The organism is Tistrella mobilis, from assembly GCF_041468085.1.
Lineage (GTDB): Bacteria > Pseudomonadota > Alphaproteobacteria > Tistrellales > Tistrellaceae > Tistrella > Tistrella mobilis_A.
In genome coordinates this window covers 284824-301587 of sequence record NZ_CP121015.1, presented here as the reverse complement: position 1 = coordinate 301587, position 16764 = coordinate 284824, and the positions used below count along the sequence as shown (strand labels likewise).

Here is a 16764-nt window from a genome sequence, read left to right as displayed (position 1 = left end):
GCAGATGATCTTTCCCGTCCCCGGTATCGGCCCTCTTATCCGCCGCCACGGCGCCTGGCTGATGGCGGCGGGGGCCGGGCTCGGCATTCTGGCGCCGGATCTGGCCGCTGCGGCCAATCCGGCGCTGCTGCCGCTGTCGTGCCTGACCATGTTCCTGGCGCTGCTGCGGGTAGAGCCTGCCGCCTTCATCGCCGTGTTGCGCCGGCCGGGGCTCGGCATCGTGGTGATCTTCTGGATCCTGCTTGCCTGCCCGGTGCTGGTCTGGTGCCTGGGGCGGCTGGTGCTGCCGGCCGACGACGTGTTCCTGCGCGCCATGACCCTGATCGCGGCCACCCCGGGCATGATGTCGGCGGCGGCCTATGGCGTGCTGCTCGGCACCGATGTCGCCCTGCTCACCCTGGTCGGCCTGCCGACCAATATTCTGGCGCCGGTGATCCTGCCGGCGGTGGCCCTGCTGCTGGGCGGCGGGGCCGCCATCGACCCGATGGTGACGGCGCTGCGTCTGGCGGTGATGATCGGGGCGAGTTTCGGCGGCGCCTTCCTGATCACCGCGCTGATCGGCCGGCCGCGCATCAGGGGGGCGGCCCCCGCCATCGACACCGCCATCACCCTGATGGTGGCGGCAGTGGGGCTGGCGGTGATGCACGGGGTGGGGCCGGCGCTGGTCGCGGCCCCCGGCTTCATGACGCTCGCCATTCTGTCCACGCTGGCGCTCAACCTGGCACTACAGGCCATCGGCTTCGCGCTCTTCGGCTTTGCGATCCTTGGGCCGGTCCCGGTGCAGGCGCGGCTGTCGGCGGCGCTGGTCTCGGGCAACCGCAACATGATCCTGCTGCTGGCGGCGATTTCCGGCCAGGGCGACCGGCCGCTGGAGCTGATCATGGCGGCAGGCCAGCTGCCGCTCTATCTGTCGCCGCTGATCGTGGCGCCGCTCTACCGGCGGGCGCGGATGCGGGCCGGGGGCTGACTGCGTTCGGGGGCCGGGCGGTCAGACCAGCCCCCGCTTCGCCGCCTCCAGCGCGGCTTCCGCCCGCGAACAGATGCTGAGCTTGGCGTAGATCGCCTTCACATAGCCGGCGATGGTGTGCTCGCTCAACGACAGCAGCCGGGCGACCTCGGCATTGCGCAGGCCGCGGCCCAACAGCGACAGCACCTCGATCTCCCGCGGGGTCAGGGTGACATCGGGATCGGCGGGGGAAAGCGTGGCGCCGGGGGCGGGTGGTATGGGCGCGGCGGGGCTGCGCAGCCGGGCCAGGATCCGCCGCGCGATCGAGGGCGACAGCGGCGGGTCGCCGCGCTCGATCCGGCGCAGATACTGCGCCAGCAGCCCGGCATCCTGATCCTTCAGCAGATAGCCCTGGGCACCGGCGGTGATGGCATCGAACAGATGGCCGTCATCATCGTAGATGGTGGTGACGATGGGCATGACATCCGGCCGGGCGCAGGCCAGTTCGCGGATCAGCTCGATGCCCGATCCGTCGGGCAGGCCCAGATCGACCAGCGCCAGATGCGGCTGGCTGCGTGCCGCATCCAGCGGCCCGAAGCACGAGGCCATGGCCGTGCGTGCCGATGCCAGGCTGTCCGCCGTGACCACCCGGATGCCGGGAAAGGTGAAGGTCAGCATCTCGACCAGCCAGGCACGGGTGGGGGCGAGGTCTTCGATCACAAGACCGGTGCGTGTCTCGGTACCGGTAACGGTCATTCGCTGTCCCTCAACCTCTGATTCGCCCATCGGCCAACCCCTTCAGCCCGCCGGCGCCGGACCGGGCCTCGCCACAGCGTCCAGCGGCAGTTCAAGATCCACCCGCGTGCCCCTCGGCTGTTCGGGGAAGGCGATCCGGCCGCCCAGATCCCCCACCCGCCGCGCCAGATTGCCCAGGCCGAGACCGCCGGAGGACCGCTGCCCATCCGCCCCTGCGTCACGATCGGCATCCGCGGCCGCGGCTGCGATCAGACCGATCCCGTCATCGGCGACCGAGAGATACAGGCAGCCATCCTCGACGCGGAGGTCGATCCGGACGGTGGTGGCCGCTGCATGACGAATGACATTGCTGATGATCTCGCGCAATGCCCCGAACAGGTTGCGGTAGACCGCGTAGTCGAGCGGCAGCTCGTCATGGGCGCCATCGTCCAGCGGCCAGTCGAGCGCCAGGCCCGCCGCCTCCAGCCGGCCCGAGGTTTCGTGACGCAGATCCGCGATCACCCGGCCAAGCGGCATGGAACCGCGGGCGAGGCCGGCGGCGATGGTGCGGATATCGGCAAGCGCGCTGCGGATCAGGCTGCGGGTCTCGCCCAGATCGGTCTTGTGCAGCCCGGTGAGCAGCCGGGCGCCGACATCGTCATGCAGGTCGCGGGCGATCCGGCGGCGTTCCTCGGTGGCGCCGCGTTCATAGGCGGCGCGGCCTTCGTCGGCATGGCGCATCAGCTGGGTCATCTCGCGCGCCAGCTGAAGATGCGCGGGCCCGAACAGGCCGCGGCCGCGCCAGGGATAGCGCACCTCCAGCGCCGGTGCGTCGGCGGCGGGCGGCAGCAGCAGCAGCACGCCGTCCTCGTCGGCGCGGGCGGCCGGTACCTCGCCCCGGGCCGGTTCCAGCGACAGCGGATCGAAAACGGTGCGGATCAGCTGACGCCAGCGTTCGGCGCGCTCGGCCGGGCGCGCGGTGAAGGCGACCTCGATCACCTGCCGGAACAGCTCGTGATCGGCGATCGGACGGCGCAGCACCATGCGCCGCCACAATATCTCGCGCAGCGGCAGATAGCCGAAGCCGACCACGATCAGCGACAGCCCCAGCGACGGCGCCTGGTCAAGCCCGATCAGCCAGATCAGCACCCCGTCCATGGCCAGCAGCAGCATGGCGCCGAGGGTGTAGAACATGACCTTGAAGGCCCATTCATCCAGCTCGAACAGCCGATAGCGGCGCACGCCCAGGGCGAGGCCGATATAGATCAGCAGGAAGAAGCCGAAGGCCATGCCCTGGGACAGCAGCGGCTCTGTGCCCAGCGTCAACGGCACCATCATCGCCATGGTGAAGGCGCCGGCCCCCAGCACGATCGACAGGCCCAGCCAGCGCAGCGCCGCCCGCGCGGTCGGATCGTGGCGGTTCTTCCGCCACTGCACCCCGATCAGGGTGACGATCAGGATCATCTCGATCAGGGTGGCGTAATAGCCGCCATAGCCGGGCCCCGGGGTCAGGCGCAGGGTGTCGAGCACCCAGAGCACCGTCACGGCAAGGCCAACCGCCACCGGCACGCCGTTCGTGACCAGACGCTTGGGATAGACCAGGAACAGCGCGATCATCGCCGCGCCGAAGCCGATCGCCCCGAAATGGTTGATGGCGGAAAGTACGCGGAACAGCGTGCCGTCGATCGCCAGTTCCCGGGTGCCGTAGACCGCCGAGGCAAAGGCCGAGACCCCGAGCGTGGGCGCGCTCAGGAAGAACATGAGCGGCCCCGAGCCGTCGCGGCGCAGCCCCAGAACCCAGCCGCCGATCAGCATGGCGCCGACGCCGGTCATGATCTGCACCCAGAACAGCAGGGGCAGATCCAGGATCGGTCGGGCATCGGCGGGCGAAATCCACAGCCGGAGCGGCTCTCCCTCAGGACCCACCAGATGCAGTTCCACCCAGTCGGCGGCCAGGATGGCGGCAAGCCGGGTCTGGCGATCCTGGAAGGCGATGATCGCCGGGAAACCCGGCAGCATGTCGCTTTCTTCGATCAGATCGCCGGGCAGAACCTCCTCGCGCCGACCACCCGCCTCGATCGCGACCAGACGCATGCCCGCCGTCACGCCGGCGGCTGCGGCGGGGCCGTCGCGGGCGACGGCATCGATGCGCACGCCCGGCTCCCGCGCCTGGGTTGCGTGGCTGTCATCGATCAGCCGCAGACCGACCCAGGGCTGGTTTACGGCAAGGAAGGCCGACGCCCCTGCCAGGACCAGCCCGGCGAAGAACGCGCAAAGGATAACGAGGCTGGGGGACCATCTGGACACGGGGGGTGCGCCGATCCGTTATGTTCCGGGCTACGGCTGGAAACTAACATGATCTTTACATCGTCCCATCGCAATTTTCGTAACCCCATGCAATTCGTGACACTCCATCTGTCCCGCTCACACACGGGCGCGCGGATTTGACCGGGCGCCGCGGAACGCCTAGCCTGAAGCCGGAACGGGCCCGGCGGATCCGCGGGCGGATAAGGATGGAGGCGGCAGGCATGGCGGCAGGGGCCGGGCGGAGCAAGGGTGGTGCGGGCGCAGAGGCCGGAGCGGCGCCACGACGCGGCCGCCGTAAGGTCGTGCTGACCGACGAGCCGATCCGGCCCGCCGCCCGGCTGGTCGCAACCCAGGACCATGTCGAGGCCGGCCTGCCGGGTGCGGTGGAAACCGGCGGGCTGGGCGATCTGGACGAGGCCGAGCGCGAGACCCTGCATGTGCTGCTGGGGGCGGGCATCGCCGCCAACAGCCGCCTGGCGCTGATCAAGGATGCCCGCTATCTGGCCGGCTGGTGGGCGGCGGCCAATGGCGGCCAGCACCTGCCCTGGCCGGCGCCCCCATCGGCCGTGGTGCGCTTCATGGTCCATCACCTGTATGACGCGGAGGAACGCGCCCGCAATCCCGACCATGGCATGCCGCGGGCGGTGGAAGAGAAGCTTGTGGCCGCCGGGCTGAAGCGCGAGGCGGGGCCGGCCGCCCCCGCGACCGTCGCCCGCCGGCTGGCCAGCTGGGCCTCGCTGCACCGCATGCGCGGGCTCAAGCCGCCGACCGAAGATCCGGGTGTGCGAGAGGTGCGGCGCAAGCTGATGCGTGCCTCCACCTACATGCCCGGCCGCAAGGCACAGTCGCCGGTGCTGGCCGACACGCTGGAGGCCCTGCTTCAGGCCTGCGAGATCGATATCGACCGCGAGCCGCTGCGCGCGGCGCGCGATGCAGCCCTGCTGGCGGTGATGTGGGCCTCGGGCGGGCGGCGGCGCAGCGAGGCCGGGATGATCCGGATGGAACATCTGCGCCGGGAACGGCCGCAGCCGGCCGAGATCGCCCCGGATGGCGCGCTGACGCCCGAGGGCACGGCGGCAGGCTGGCTGCCGGCGATGACCATCGCCCTGCCCCGCACCAAAACCACCCGGGCGGTGGATGGCGCCCGGGTCTGGCTGATCGGCCGGCCGGTGGAGCTGCTGGATGCCTGGCTTCAGGCCTCGGGCATCCGCTCGGGCGCGGTTTTCGTGCCGATCGATCGCCACGGCAATCCGCGGATCACCCCCGACGGCCGCGGCTTCGGCCGGCGCGGCCTGGACGGGTTGAGCGGCCAGGCCGTGGCGCGGATCGTGAAGACCCGTGCGGCACAGGCCGGGCTGGATCCGCGCCAGATCAGCGCCCATGGCCTGAGATCCGGCTTCATGACCGAAGCGGCCAACCGCGACGTGCCGATCCAGCAGGCCATGGCCCAGTCGCTGCACCGGTCGATCGCGGTTGCCGCCCGCTATTACGATGAAAGTGCCGCCGCCCGCGGCCGTGGCGCCCGGCTGCTGGCCGATCCGCCCGCCCCCGCACCGCGGCGGTCCAAGCCGTCGGATATCTGACCGGCGGCGACAGCCGGTCAGCCGAGATCGCGGGCGATGCGCGCGATTTCGGCCTCCATCTCGGCATGGAAGCTGTCGCGCGACCACAAACGGTCGTCGCCTTCGGCATAGGCCTCAGCATTGCGGCGGTAGAGGAAGGCGTTCAGCCGGTTGGCCGCGGCGTTGTTGCGGGTCCGCACCACCTTGCCCGGCGTGCCGACCACGATCGAATCAGGCGGGATCACCGTGCCTTCCTTCAGGCAGCTCTGCGGCGCGATGATCGAATTCTCGCCGATGACGCAGTCATCCATGATGGTGGCGCCGATGCCGACCAGCACATTGTCGCCGATCGTGCAGCCATGGATGGTGACATGATGGGTGATGGAGCAGTTCCGGCCGACATGGGTGCCGGCATTGTTGCCGACATGGACCATCACGAAGTCCTGAATATTGGTGTTCTCGCCGATCACCACCTCGAACATCTCGGCCCGGAACACGGCATTCATCCAGACCGACACGCCGGCTTTCAAGGTCACCTTGCCGAAGATCGCCGCCGAGGGATCGATCCTGGCCGAAGGATCCACGATCACCTCCGGCCCGATCCTGAGCCCGCCCGCCCTGCCGGCGGCGATATCCGCACCACTGATCATTCCGTCCACCTTCCTGTTCGGCTTTGCCACCGTCTCCGTCCCCGCCGGCCACTCTGCCGGTGCCGACGATGATCTGCAAGCCGGGAGGCGACGTCGCCGCGCCGGTGCCGGGTGGATCAGTCGGCGACGGCCGATCAGGAAGCTTCGAGCTGCTCCGCCATCAGGTCGAGCACGACAGCCAACGCACCCAAGCGCACGGCGCCGCGGCTCCCGTCCGTGAAACGGGCCATCCGGTGCAGGGTGGGCCGGCGGCGCCCGGCAACCGCGACATGGACCAGGCCGGGTTCATCCCCCGGCCCGCCCGGGCCGGCGAAGCCGGTGACGGCGATCGCCATATCGGCGATCGACCGTGCCAGCGCCCCCTCGGCCATCGCCCGGGCCACCGGTTCCGACACCGGGCCGGGGTCGTCGAGCAGCAGCTGCGATATGCCCAGGATCTCGCGCTTGGCCTCGGGGCTGTAGACCACGAAACCGCGTTCGAACACGTGCGCGCAACCGGGAACATCGGTCAACACCGATGCGATCAACCCTCCAGTGCAACTCTCTGCAGTGGCGAGCCGGTATCCACGGGCGCAGATCCGGCCCATCACCTCGTGAACCCGCCGGTCCAGCCCGGCCGGCAAAGCGGGGGACAGCGTGTCGGTCATGGCACCATCACCTCACGCCGCTCCGCGGGCGACCCGGGCCGCTGCCGGTCTCGCCTGCATCCCGCGTCCGGCGGTTGGCCTCATGATCCTGATACTGGTCGGTCTGGGTGGCCTTACCGTCGAAGCCGCGGGTCTTCGCCCCCTGGGCCTTGTCGCGGTTCGACAGCACCTGGTTGTCACCCATCTCCACCTCCCGGGGCAGATCGGTCATGCCGCCCGCGCCGCTGCCCTTGCCCTGGGATCCGATACCGATGTGTTTTTTGCTCGCATTGGCCATGGTGATGTCGTCCTTCGCTCGTCAGTCGGATTTCGACGCGTGCTCTGGTTTGCCCTTGCGCGAGGTGGCGGCCATGTCGTGCAGCTCCTCCTCGCTCATCGACTTCACCATCGATTTCGACGCGCCCTGAAGATCGCTCATCTTCGTCTCGCCGCGTTTGGCGGACAGCGCCGCACCGGCGGCTTTCTGCTGGGCTTTGGATTTGGCGGGCATGGGCTGCGCTCCTCTCGTCGAAGACTGTGCCCCCTTAACCATCGACGGCGGGATTTGCTCCCTGTATTCATGGCGGCCAGCCCCCGTCCCGTACCGGATCGAGCCCGCATGAAAAAACTCGTCTCCCTGATCTTCGGGCTGTTTCTGCTCATAGCCCTGGTCGACGGCGTGCTCGATATCGGGCTGGGCCTGGCCTATGGGCTGCGGAACCGGATGGCCGAAGTCGCGCGCGATGCCGACCCATATGCCGACATCAGAGAAGAGGCACTGGCCCGTCTGGGTGCGCTGACACAGCGCTATGTGCCGGGAACCGGCAACATCTACCAACCGGGCGCGGTACCGGGCCTGACCATCGGTGAAGACGGGGAGAGGCTCCATACCCATGTCACGGCGCCGGACAAAGCCACCCGCCATGTCCTGCTGCTCGGCGCCTCTCAGGCTTTCGGCTCGCTCAACGGCGACGACGCCAGCCTGGCGGCAGCGCTCGAGCGGCGGATGCCCGGTACGGTGGTGCGCAATTTCGCAAGCCCCGGCCAGCGCCTGGCCGGCAACACCATGGTTCTGGAACAGCGCATCGCCGCGGGAGACCGGATCGATCAGGTCCTGATCGTCAACGGTATGCTCGACCTCATCTGGTACTGCCTGCCGCCGACACCGCCCTCGCCCAGACCGCGGCCGGTTCTGGGCGAAATCGCCGTCCGGCTGACTGGAGACCAGACCAATGGCAATCCGCCGGGCTCCGACAGCGCCTGCATCACGCCCCAGGGACAGGCGGCCGTACTCGACCGGCTGATGGCCGATATGGACGAAGTGCTCGACGCTGCGAAACGCCGGAACCTGCCCGTCAGACTGGTGATGCTCCCCGCACCCTATATAGCCGGCGCCGATGACGGCACTTTCGAAAATCTGCCGCAGTTCCGAGACTACCGTCGGGTTCTGGATCCTCTGTTCACCAGCCTGCGGGCACGGATCAGCGAGGTGGACGGTATCGTCGATCTGACCGGGTATTTCGGTACCGGTCGGCGCGGCATGTTCATCGATCTCCACGGCCACCTCACCGATGCCGGTAACGAAGCTCTGGCGCCGATGATCGCCGAGGTACTGAACCGGCAACTGCCTCGGAATCAGAGGGTGAGGTGATCGGATGCAGACCCGGTTCTTCAACTGGATCTGACGGACCCTTACGGGCAGACTGACCCCTGTCGGACATGAAAGTGCGGGTATGAAGGGATGATCGCCGGACAATGGCCAGACACAACACGTCCGATACGGCCACCGGCCGCGGTTTCGGCCTGGCCTTCGCCGCCGTCTTCGGGGCGATCGCCCTCTGGCCGCTGACCGCGGGCGACCTGCCACGCTGGTGGTGGCTTGCCGCGGCGGCCACCCTCATCCTGGCGGCCATGATCGTACCGCGCCATCTGGCACCTGCCGGCCGGCTCTGGCTGGCCTTCGGTGCCCGCCTGCACAGGATCACCAGCCCGGTCATGCTCGGCATCATCTTCTTCGGTGTAATCACGCCGGGGGGTTGGCTGCTGCGGCGGATGTTCGGCCGCGACCCGCTCGGCCTGCGCCGGCGCCCCGAAACCGGCAGCTACTGGCGCACCGGCGAACGAGCTGGCGCCGGCCGTTTCCGCGACCAGTTCTGAACGGACCATCATGCACATTCTCGGCCTTTCCGCCTTCTATCACGATGCCGCCGCGGCCCTGATCGAGGACGGACGCATCGTCGCCGCCGCGCAGGAGGAACGCTTCAGCCGCATCCGCCATGACGATGCCTTCCCGACCCGTGCCGTGCGCTATTGTCTGGATGCGGCCGGCACCACCGGCGCCGGCATCGACGCCGTGGTCTTCTACGACAAGCCTTTCCTGAAATTCGAGCGCCTGCTTGAGACCTATCTGGCGATGGCGCCCCGCGGCTTCCGTTCCTTCCGGACCGCCATCCCCATCTGGCTGCGGGAGAAGCTGTTTCAGAAAGCAGAGATCGGCCGCGCGCTCGATGCGGTCGATCCGGGTTTCGGCGGCACCAGTCGCCTGCTGTTCTCCCGCCACCATCTCAGCCATGCCGCCTCGGCCTTCTACCCTTCGCCCTTCGACGAGGCGGTGGTGCTGACCATGGACGGGGTCGGCGAATGGACCACCACCTCGGCAATGATCGGGCGCGGCACCGGCCTCACGCCACTGCGTGAGATCGATTTTCCGCATTCGCTGGGCCTGCTTTATTCCGCGGTCACCCAATATGCCGGTTTTCGGGTCAATTCCGGCGAATACAAGCTGATGGGCCTTGCCCCTTACGGCCAGCCGGTGCATGCGGAAACCATGCTCCGGAACCTCATCGACCTTAAGCCCGACGGGTCCTATCACCTGAACCTCGACTACTTCGATTTCGCGACCGGGCTGACCATGACCAGCCGGCGCTTTCACGAGCTGTTCGGCCAGCCGCCGCGCGCACCCGAAGCGCCGCTCACCCGCTTCCATGCCGATCTGGCCGCCTCGGTTCAGGCCGTGCTGGAACGCGCGGTGCTGGCGATCACCCGGCATCTGGCGGCGGAGACCGGCATCGCCAATCTCTGTCTGGCCGGCGGCGTGGCGCTCAACTGCGTCGCCAATCGCCGGCTGCGCGATGACGGCGCCTTCCGGAACATCTGGGTCCAGCCGGCCGCAGGCGATGCCGGCGGGGCGCTGGGTGCCGCGCTTGCAGTCTGGCATCAGCAGGAGGGCGGCCCGCGCCATGCCGGGGTCGCGGATGGCCGCGACGCCATGGCGGGTGCGCTGCTCGGCCCCGCCTTCACCCAGGCGGAGATCGAGGCCCGGCTGACGACGCTTGGCGCCCGCTTCCGGGTGGTCGATGACGATGCCCTGACCGGCGAGGCTGCCGATGCCCTGAGCCGGGGTGCCGCCGTCGGCTGGTTTCAGGGCCGGATGGAATACGGGCCGCGGGCGCTCGGCAACCGCTCGATCCTGGCCGATCCGCGCGATCCGGACATGCAGCGCCGGCTCAACCTCCAGATCAAGAACCGCGAGAGTTTCCGGCCCTTTGCCCCCGCCGTGCTCGCCGAAGCCGCGGAGGACTGGTTCCCCGGCGCCGGCCGCTCACCCTATATGCTGTTCACCGCAGAGATCGCCGCCGGCCGGCCGCGCCGGGTCGATCTGCCCGATCCCGCAACAGGGTCGGAGCCGGACACCATCCTCCGCCCCCTGCCCGGCCCCTCGGCCGAAATCCCCGCGGTCGTCCATCTGGACGGCTCCGCCCGGCTTCAGACGGTGCACCGCGATCTGAACCCTCGCTTCCATGCCCTGATCAGCGCCTTTGCCGATCGCACCGGCTGCCCGATGCTGGTCAACACCAGCTTCAATGTCCGCGGCGAGCCGGTCGTCTGCACGCCGGACGACGCCTTCGCCTGCTTCATGGATTGCGGCCTCGACCTGCTCGCCATCGGCAACTGCCTGCTGGCTAAGGCCGATCAGGATCCGGCCCGCATCGTGCCCCGCCATTTTGCGCCGGACTGATCGCCGTGATGAAGAAGCTCACCTCCCTGCTCTTCGGTCTGTTCCTGCTCGTAGCACTTGCAGACGGTGTGCTGGATATCGGTCTTGGCCTGGCGAGCGCCGTCCGGAGCCGGGTGGACGACGGCCGTACTGCCCGTTATGACGACGTGCAGGCCAGTAGACATGCCGAGATGCTGGCCCTGCCGGTCCGCTTCATTCCCGGGATCGGCAATGTCTATCGGCCGACCTCGACCCCGAGCTTCACCATCGGCGCGGAAGGCGAGCGTCTGCATCCGCACGTCACGCCCTCCGAACAGGCCACCCGCCACATTCTGCTGCTCGGCGCCTCTCAGGTCTTCGGCGCCCTCAACGACGATGCACACAGCCTTGGCGCCGTGCTCGAGCGGCTGATGCCAGGCACCGTGGTGCGCACCTTCGCCGGCCCCGCTCAGGATCTTTCCGCCAGTGCGATGGTTCTGGCGCGCCGCATCGCTGCCGGAGACCGGATCGACCGGGTCGTCGTGGTCAACGGCTTCGTCGACCTGGTCGATCACTGCTCACCCTGGAGCCCGCCCCCCGCCCGACCCCGTCCGGTGCTGGTCGAGATCGCGATGCGCCTGACCGATAGCCAGAGGACGCCCCGACGGGCGCTGCCCGAAGACGGCTGCGGGACACCCGAGGGACAGGCCGCGGCCCTTGAGCGGTTGATGGCCGAGATTGATGGTGTCCGACAGATGGCCCGCCGCGGGGGTCTGCCCCTCACCGTCGTCCTCCCGCCGGTTCCTTACATCGCCGGGGCCGATGATGGCAGCTTTGCCGATCTGGCGCTGTTCAGAAGCTATCAGCGAACCCTGGAGCCGATCATCGCGCAGTTTCGGTATCGTATCGTCAATATGGACGACGTCGTCGACCTGAGCCGGGCCTTCGGTAGCGGCCGCAAGGGCATGTTCGTCGATCTGGGTGGCCACTACTCCGATGCGGGTAATCAGCTCCTGGCGTCACAGCTCGCGCAGCTGCTGGAGCCCGGCGGCCTGTCGGCTGATCAGAAGTCGAAATAGAAGAAAGCCTGGGGACGACCGGCAGCAATCATCGCGCAGCCGGCGACCAGCACCGCAATCACCGGCAGGGCCAGCGCCGCCGGCACACGGGCAGCTGCCCGGCGGATCCGATCGACCGTATCCAGCGGATGCAGAGCCAGGGTCACCAGGATCAGGCCGGTCAGCAGGGCGGCCTCTGCCGGCAACGCACCGGCGCCACGGGCCCCGAACCCGCCCGAGATCACCGACCAGGCCACATCCAGCGTCGGCGCCCGGAAGAAGGTGGCAGTCACGGTCCAGATGCCGAAGGTCGCCAGGATGAACCCCGCCCGGACAAGGCCCCGGGTCTGACGGGCACGGTCGGCATGACCGGTCAGATTCTCCAGCATCATGATCGTACCGTGGATCAGCCCCCAGACCACGAAGGTCCAGGCCGCACCATGCCACAGCCCCGACACCGCCATCGTGCCCAGGATCGCGAGCACGCGCCCCAACGGCTCGCGAAGGTATTTGTAGACATAATCCCGCAACCAGAAGCTGAGGGTCATATGCCAGCGCTGCCAGACTTCGGTCATCGACGTCGCGGCATAAGGCTTGTGGAAGTTCTCGGGGAAAGTGACGCCGAACATGCCGGCCAGCCCGATCGCCATGTCGGAATAGGCGCTGAAATCGCAATAGATCTGGATGGCAAAGCCCAGCATCACGAACCAGGAGTCGATCGCCCCCAGCTGCCCGGGATCGGCGATCGCACCATCCACCCACAGCCCCACCGGATCGGCGATCAGTACCTTCTTCATCATGCCGATGGCGAACAGCCCGGCATTCGCCGTGAACGCCGCCCGATCGATCCGGATGTTCGACAGGCGCGGCACCATCTTGTGCAAGCGCAGGATCGGCCCGGCGATCAGATGCGGGAAGAAGGTCACATAGACCGCCACGATGCCGAATCCCGGGAAGGGCCGTTTCGGGTGCTTTGCGGTATCGACCAGCAGGCTGATCACCGAGAAGGTGACGAAAGACACGCCGAGCGGCAGGCCCCAATGGAGATGCGGCAGGCCGGCACCGGTCACCTCTTCCAGCGTCGTCATCACGAAATCGGTGTATTTGAACAGCAGCAGCGGCAGCAGCACCGTCACCACCACTGCCGGCAGCAGCCGGGAATGCGCCCGGACCAGCCGGCCGCCGATCCAGGCAGCCAGCACGTAGCCCAGGATCAGGGCCGTATAGGGCGGATACCACCAGGCATAGAACACCAGGCTGGCCAGGAACACATAGGCGAGCACCAGCCGCCTGGGACAAAGCGCCAGCCCGGCCGCGAAGGCCGCCAGGAAGACGAAAAAGCTCGGCAGCTGGAAAAGCATCCGGACCGGACGAGGCTCACGAGGCCGGTGCGGCAAGCAATGGCGCCAGCCGGTCGGCGATCCGGCCAAAGGCCCGGGCGTTGAGGTGAATATCGCCCGACATCACCCAGTACTCCGACGCATTCTCACCGGCGAATGAAGGATAGAGATCGACAAACTCCCAGCCTCGCGCCGCGGCTTCGCGCCCCGAGGTTTCTGCGAGAAAACCGAAATCATAGGTGCGGAAATCATTGGTATCGGGGAGCTGGGCCACGATCACCCGGATGCCCTCGGCCCGTGTTTCGTCCGCCAGACGGTCGAAGGCACCGGCTATGCGCGCCTGCCCTTCGGGACCTGTCCAGGCGGCGCGATAGGCGCCGATCATCTCGTCGCGGCCGGCGGCGCCGCTGGTCGCCTGGGCCCAGAAGGTCGCGACCAGCGCCGCCAGCTCGCTGTGACGCACCAACCAGCCGGCATCGCCCGCCGGCTGCGGTAAACCGGTGCGGGAGGACGGCAGCAGCACCACCGTGCGGATGGGGAAGGTGTCGCCGATCCGCCGGCGGATCTCCAGCCAGTGGGCCACGATCTGCGGCACGGTCATATTGCCGACGCCAGCATTCACTACCTGAACGTCGTCACCCAGACGGCGGGCGAGTTGGGCTGCCAGCGTATCGTCCTGCTCAACACCCCAGCCCAGCGTCGTGCTGTCACCCGCCAGCACCACCGCCGGCCGGCCGGGTTCAGGCTCCGGCCCGCGCAGTCCCAGCGAATTGATCGAGATCCCGACACCCTGCAGGCGTGCAGACGCGCCCGGCACATGTTCATGGCCGACCGCCGGGTCGTCGCTCGGGCGCTTCAGCAGCTTCGCATAGCGCCACATCTCTATGACGTAGTTCTTCTGATTCGCAGTGCCCAGCCGCACCAGCCCTTCGCCGGCCAGACAGCCGAAACCGATGCCAACCAGCACCAGCACCAGGGCACGCATCACGCGACGCATCGTCACCGGCTCAGAAAACGGCGTAAACGAAGGGGGCCCAGGCGGTCCCCTGCGCCGCCACGAAAACAACCGCGAAAAGCAGCAGCACCACCACGAATGGAATAAGGACCAATCGCGACCGGCCTGAGAACAGGAAGCGCAGCAGTTCAACCACTGTGTTCATCGGTGCCCGCTCCGCCCCCGTCACCAAGCTGCGGCACTGCCGCGTTCAGGCAGAATGCCCTCTGTCCCGCCGTGACAATCGTTCAGGACTGGCCGGCTCCGTCATTGGTCACATTGGTGTTGGTCGCCGTATCTTCCGCCGACATCACCTCAAGCACCGGCCGGTGCCAGGCATGGCGATCGGCAGCGGCAACCTTCTCAGCGGTCGTGGGCATGTTGTCGATCTGCATCGTCGTGAACTCCGGTACTGATCACAGCTCTCGGACGACAACATGCCGTCTCCCCCGGAGGTATATCGTATCGACCGTCCGCCGACAACCAGTGGTTAGCGTTTATTCACCTGTGGCTCCACCCGTTTGAGTGGAACGCTCAGGATCGGTCGCTGCCGTCCCGCCCTGCACCGGGGCCCGACGGGGCTCACGAGGCCGGTGCGGCGAGCAGCGGCGCCAGCCGGTCTGCGATCCGGCCAAAGGCCCGGGTGTTGAGGTGATATCGCCGGGCATCACCCGGTGCTCCGCCGCATTCTCAGCAGCGAACGGAGGAAGTCATAGGTGCGGAAGTCATTGGTATCGGGGAGCCGGGCCACGACCACCCGGATGCCCTCGGCCCGCGTTTCATCCGCCAGCGGGTCGAAGGCATCACGCAACGCACCCCGGTCAGACGGTGGCGTTCAAGTCAGAGGCGGGCAGTTCAGGACAGGCCGGTGATGCCGCTCAGAACATGGCATACAGAAAAGGCGACCAAGCAGTTCCCTGAGTGGCCGCAGCAAGTCGATCAGGCTGCCCATGCAGGCGATCTCCCAATCAGCCCGGCATCTCTCCCGATCGATCAGAGCCGAAGGTCAGGACTGGCCGGAGCCGTCATCCACGGCGCCGGCACCGAGCGCGGTCTCGTCCACCGACAGCACCTCAAGCTCGGGCCGGCTCCAGGCACCACGATCAACAGGGGCGGTCGTCACGGGCATGGCGGTCGTCTGCATCATCTCGCTCCAGCATAATGGCACTTCATCGACGACACCCGCCGACCGATGATCTTCGGTGATACCGCATCAGGCAAAGATCAGCAACCACAGGCTCACGTTCATTTCCCTGCGGCTGCGCTCCTTCAGGTGGAGCGGTCAGGATCGGCTGGTTCAGGCGCAGGCTGAAGCCCCTCGACCGGCTCAGGAAACACGGCCGTAGCCGTCGACCAGACCCGAGCTGCCGAACGCGGTCTTATCCGCCGACAGCACCTCCAGCACCGGTCGGCTCCAGATGCGGGGTTTGACGGTGGTGACCGTCTCTGTCGCCGCAGGCATGTTGTCCGTCCGCATGATCGCACTCCGGTTCCGGGGACACATCGCCCCACCACCGCACACTTTCCCTGACTCTCTCGATACCTCATTGGCCTGCGCATTGAAACCGCCTCTGCACGCTGATTCGCCTGTGACGGCCCTCGTTCGGATGGAGCGCCCATGCGACGGCTCGCGCCGCGCGACCCGCTTGACAGCCTCGCCCCGACAGGCGCCTAATTATCATAATAAATAGGATCGATGCGGAGACGGGCTCATGGCTGAAGGGCGATCGGCAGGCGGCAGGCGCAGCGCCCCCACACGGCGGCGCCCGAAGCTGTCGGAGCTGATCGTCGAGGATGTGAAGCGCCGGATCGTCACCGAGCAGCTGAAGCCGGGCGACAGGCTGCCCGGCGAGGCGGAGCTGATCCGGCTGCATGGCTGTTCCAAGGGCACGGTGCGCGAGGCGCTGAAAGGGCTGGAGGTGGAGGGGCTGGTGGTCAGCCGCACGGGGCCCGGCGGCGGCGCCTGGCTGGCCCGGCCGACCCACGAGCACGCATCGCGGGCCCTGCGCAACTTCCTGCAGTTCCGCCATCCCGACGGCCACCAGATCTACGCCCTGCGCAAGCTGATCGAGCCCGAGGTGGCGGTGCTGGCGGTGGGCCGGCTCAGCCCCGCCGATTTCGAGGCGCTGGAAGCCAATATCGCCCTCTGTGCCCATGAGCCGGTGACCGAAGAGGAACAGCGCGTTCAGCGCATCGCCGAGATCGATTTCCACAACGTGCTCGCCGATGTCTGCCCGAACCCGATCTTCGGCTTTCTGGGCCGGTTCCTGAACGAGCTGCTGCGCGACGTGGTCGTGCTGAAAAAGGTCTATCTGCCCGAACGCCGGCAGTTCGGCCTGAACAATGTCGACTATCACCGCCGGCTGATCGAGGCCTTCCGCCGCGAGGATGCGGCAGAGGTCCGCCGGCTGATGCTGGACCATATGTGCGACGCCGAAGACCACCTCGATGCGCTGGAAGCCGAGGTCGCGCGCCGCTTCCTGCTGGAACCCGGATCGGGCTGAGCCCCGGCCGGGTTTTCAAACGACGACCACCTGCCGCACCGGCAGCCCGCGCAGGGAGAAGCGCGC

Annotated in this window: 19 protein-coding genes; 7 read left to right on the top strand and 12 right to left on the bottom strand. The window is 67.9% G+C overall.

What is annotated here, in order from left to right:
* Nucleotides 1-4 precede the first annotated feature (4 nt).
* Nucleotides 5-967 carry a hypothetical protein gene (locus P7L68_RS04155; protein WP_371999267.1) on the top strand — a complete coding sequence of 321 codons (963 nt, stop codon included), beginning with the start codon at nucleotides 5-7 and terminating at the stop codon, nucleotides 965-967.
* Nucleotides 968-988: 21 nt separating this feature from the next.
* Here P7L68_RS04155 and P7L68_RS04150 read toward each other — a convergent pair whose 3' ends face one another.
* Both P7L68_RS04150 and P7L68_RS04145 read right to left on the bottom strand, forming a co-directional pair.
* Nucleotides 989-1702: a LuxR C-terminal-related transcriptional regulator gene (locus P7L68_RS04150; protein WP_371999265.1), complete on the bottom strand. Its 714-nt coding sequence runs from the start codon at nucleotides 1700-1702 to the stop codon at nucleotides 989-991.
* Between the two features lie 42 nt (nucleotides 1703-1744).
* Nucleotides 1745-3988 carry an ATP-binding protein gene (locus tag P7L68_RS04145; protein WP_371999263.1) on the bottom strand — a complete coding sequence of 748 codons (2244 nt, stop codon included), beginning with the start codon at nucleotides 3986-3988 and terminating at the stop codon, nucleotides 1745-1747.
* A 221-nt stretch (nucleotides 3989-4209) separates the two neighbouring features.
* Between P7L68_RS04145 and P7L68_RS04140 the strand changes: the two genes are divergently transcribed.
* Nucleotides 4210-5571, top strand: a complete 1362-nt coding sequence (locus P7L68_RS04140; RefSeq protein WP_371999262.1) for an integrase-like protein — start codon at nucleotides 4210-4212, stop codon at nucleotides 5569-5571.
* 17 nt (nucleotides 5572-5588) lie between these two features.
* On the opposite strand, the gene P7L68_RS04135 is transcribed toward P7L68_RS04140, so the two are convergent.
* The 4 genes from P7L68_RS04135 to P7L68_RS04120 form a co-directional block, all read right to left on the bottom strand.
* Entirely contained in the window at nucleotides 5589-6200 is a 612-nt protein-coding gene (locus P7L68_RS04135) for a gamma carbonic anhydrase family protein (RefSeq protein ID WP_371999261.1), read from the bottom strand.
* A gap of 134 nt (nucleotides 6201-6334) precedes the next feature.
* The gene (locus P7L68_RS04130) at nucleotides 6335-6847 is read right to left on the bottom strand and encodes a CinA family protein (protein ID WP_371999260.1); all 513 of its coding nucleotides are present in this window, start codon (nucleotides 6845-6847) and stop codon (nucleotides 6335-6337) included.
* A gap of 7 nt (nucleotides 6848-6854) precedes the next feature.
* A complete protein-coding gene (locus P7L68_RS04125) occupies nucleotides 6855-7124 on the bottom strand; it encodes a hypothetical protein (RefSeq protein WP_371999259.1) in 270 nt (89 codons plus the stop codon).
* Nucleotides 7125-7145: 21 nt separating this feature from the next.
* Nucleotides 7146-7337 carry a DUF3008 family protein gene (locus P7L68_RS04120; RefSeq protein WP_371999258.1) on the bottom strand — a complete coding sequence of 64 codons (192 nt, stop codon included), beginning with the start codon at nucleotides 7335-7337 and terminating at the stop codon, nucleotides 7146-7148.
* Between the two features lie 108 nt (nucleotides 7338-7445).
* Here P7L68_RS04120 and P7L68_RS04115 point away from each other — a divergent pair, with 108 nt between their 5' ends.
* From P7L68_RS04115 to P7L68_RS04100, 4 genes are all read left to right on the top strand, one after another.
* Nucleotides 7446-8477 (top strand): hypothetical protein, encoded by a 1032-nt coding sequence (locus P7L68_RS04115; protein WP_371999257.1) that lies wholly within the window; start codon nucleotides 7446-7448, stop codon nucleotides 8475-8477.
* Between the two features lie 104 nt (nucleotides 8478-8581).
* Nucleotides 8582-8983, top strand: a complete 402-nt coding sequence (locus tag P7L68_RS04110) for an SxtJ family membrane protein (RefSeq protein WP_371999256.1) — start codon at nucleotides 8582-8584, stop codon at nucleotides 8981-8983.
* Nucleotides 8984-8993: 10 nt separating this feature from the next.
* Nucleotides 8994-10844 (top strand): carbamoyltransferase, encoded by a 1851-nt coding sequence (locus tag P7L68_RS04105; RefSeq protein WP_371999255.1) that lies wholly within the window; start codon nucleotides 8994-8996, stop codon nucleotides 10842-10844.
* Nucleotides 10845-10852: 8 nt separating this feature from the next.
* Nucleotides 10853-11881 (top strand): hypothetical protein, encoded by a 1029-nt coding sequence (locus P7L68_RS04100; RefSeq protein WP_371999948.1) that lies wholly within the window; start codon nucleotides 10853-10855, stop codon nucleotides 11879-11881.
* Here P7L68_RS04100 and P7L68_RS04095 read toward each other — a convergent pair.
* The 6 genes from P7L68_RS04095 to P7L68_RS04070 form a co-directional block, all read right to left on the bottom strand.
* Nucleotides 11866-13221 (bottom strand): MBOAT family protein, encoded by a 1356-nt coding sequence (locus P7L68_RS04095; RefSeq protein WP_371999946.1) that lies wholly within the window; start codon nucleotides 13219-13221, stop codon nucleotides 11866-11868. The genes P7L68_RS04100 and P7L68_RS04095 overlap by 16 nt on opposite strands.
* A gap of 16 nt (nucleotides 13222-13237) precedes the next feature.
* Nucleotides 13238-14197, bottom strand: coding sequence for an SGNH/GDSL hydrolase family protein (locus tag P7L68_RS04090; protein WP_371999944.1), 960 nt, complete (start codon nucleotides 14195-14197; stop codon nucleotides 13238-13240).
* A gap of 10 nt (nucleotides 14198-14207) precedes the next feature.
* A complete protein-coding gene (locus P7L68_RS04085; protein ID WP_371999943.1) occupies nucleotides 14208-14360 on the bottom strand; it encodes a DUF5989 family protein in 153 nt (50 codons plus the stop codon).
* 82 nt (nucleotides 14361-14442) lie between these two features.
* Nucleotides 14443-14589, bottom strand: a complete 147-nt coding sequence (locus tag P7L68_RS04080; RefSeq protein WP_371999942.1) for a hypothetical protein — start codon at nucleotides 14587-14589, stop codon at nucleotides 14443-14445.
* Nucleotides 14590-15200: 611 nt separating this feature from the next.
* Nucleotides 15201-15338: a hypothetical protein gene (locus P7L68_RS04075; protein ID WP_371999941.1), complete on the bottom strand. Its 138-nt coding sequence runs from the start codon at nucleotides 15336-15338 to the stop codon at nucleotides 15201-15203.
* A 183-nt stretch (nucleotides 15339-15521) separates the two neighbouring features.
* Nucleotides 15522-15671, bottom strand: a complete 150-nt coding sequence (locus P7L68_RS04070; protein ID WP_371999939.1) for a hypothetical protein — start codon at nucleotides 15669-15671, stop codon at nucleotides 15522-15524.
* 235 nt (nucleotides 15672-15906) lie between these two features.
* Between P7L68_RS04070 and P7L68_RS04065 the strand changes: the two genes are divergently transcribed.
* Nucleotides 15907-16698: a FadR/GntR family transcriptional regulator gene (locus tag P7L68_RS04065; protein ID WP_371999937.1), complete on the top strand. Its 792-nt coding sequence runs from the start codon at nucleotides 15907-15909 to the stop codon at nucleotides 16696-16698.
* Nucleotides 16699-16764 lie beyond the last annotated feature (66 nt).

Excerpts from the sequence above, each read along its gene's own strand:
- P7L68_RS04135 (WP_371999261.1), bottom strand. The coding sequence starts at position 6,200 with ATGATCAGTGGTGCGGATATCGCCGCCGGCAGGGCGGGCGGGCTCAGG.
- P7L68_RS04075 (WP_371999941.1), bottom strand. The coding sequence starts at position 15,338 with ATGCAGACGACCGCCATGCCCGTGACGACCGCCCCTGTTGATCGTGGT.
- P7L68_RS04065 (WP_371999937.1), top strand. The coding sequence starts at position 15,907 with ATGGCTGAAGGGCGATCGGCAGGCGGCAGGCGCAGCGCCCCCACACGG.
- P7L68_RS04095 (WP_371999946.1), bottom strand. The coding sequence starts at position 13,221 with ATGCTTTTCCAGCTGCCGAGCTTTTTCGTCTTCCTGGCGGCCTTCGCG.
- P7L68_RS04130 (WP_371999260.1), bottom strand. The coding sequence starts at position 6,847 with ATGACCGACACGCTGTCCCCCGCTTTGCCGGCCGGGCTGGACCGGCGG.
- P7L68_RS04125 (WP_371999259.1), bottom strand. The coding sequence starts at position 7,124 with ATGGCCAATGCGAGCAAAAAACACATCGGTATCGGATCCCAGGGCAAG.
- P7L68_RS04155 (WP_371999267.1), top strand. The coding sequence starts at position 5 with ATGATCTTTCCCGTCCCCGGTATCGGCCCTCTTATCCGCCGCCACGGC.
- P7L68_RS04140 (WP_371999262.1), top strand. The coding sequence starts at position 4,210 with ATGGCGGCAGGGGCCGGGCGGAGCAAGGGTGGTGCGGGCGCAGAGGCC.
- P7L68_RS04120 (WP_371999258.1), bottom strand. The coding sequence starts at position 7,337 with ATGCCCGCCAAATCCAAAGCCCAGCAGAAAGCCGCCGGTGCGGCGCTG.
- P7L68_RS04115 (WP_371999257.1), top strand. The coding sequence starts at position 7,446 with ATGAAAAAACTCGTCTCCCTGATCTTCGGGCTGTTTCTGCTCATAGCC.
- P7L68_RS04070 (WP_371999939.1), bottom strand. The coding sequence starts at position 15,671 with ATGCGGACGGACAACATGCCTGCGGCGACAGAGACGGTCACCACCGTC.
- P7L68_RS04105 (WP_371999255.1), top strand. The coding sequence starts at position 8,994 with ATGCACATTCTCGGCCTTTCCGCCTTCTATCACGATGCCGCCGCGGCC.
- P7L68_RS04150 (WP_371999265.1), bottom strand. The coding sequence starts at position 1,702 with ATGACCGTTACCGGTACCGAGACACGCACCGGTCTTGTGATCGAAGAC.
- P7L68_RS04100 (WP_371999948.1), top strand. The coding sequence starts at position 10,853 with ATGAAGAAGCTCACCTCCCTGCTCTTCGGTCTGTTCCTGCTCGTAGCA.
- P7L68_RS04085 (WP_371999943.1), bottom strand. The coding sequence starts at position 14,360 with ATGAACACAGTGGTTGAACTGCTGCGCTTCCTGTTCTCAGGCCGGTCG.
- P7L68_RS04090 (WP_371999944.1), bottom strand. The coding sequence starts at position 14,197 with ATGCGTCGCGTGATGCGTGCCCTGGTGCTGGTGCTGGTTGGCATCGGT.
- P7L68_RS04080 (WP_371999942.1), bottom strand. The coding sequence starts at position 14,589 with ATGCAGATCGACAACATGCCCACGACCGCTGAGAAGGTTGCCGCTGCC.
- P7L68_RS04110 (WP_371999256.1), top strand. The coding sequence starts at position 8,582 with ATGGCCAGACACAACACGTCCGATACGGCCACCGGCCGCGGTTTCGGC.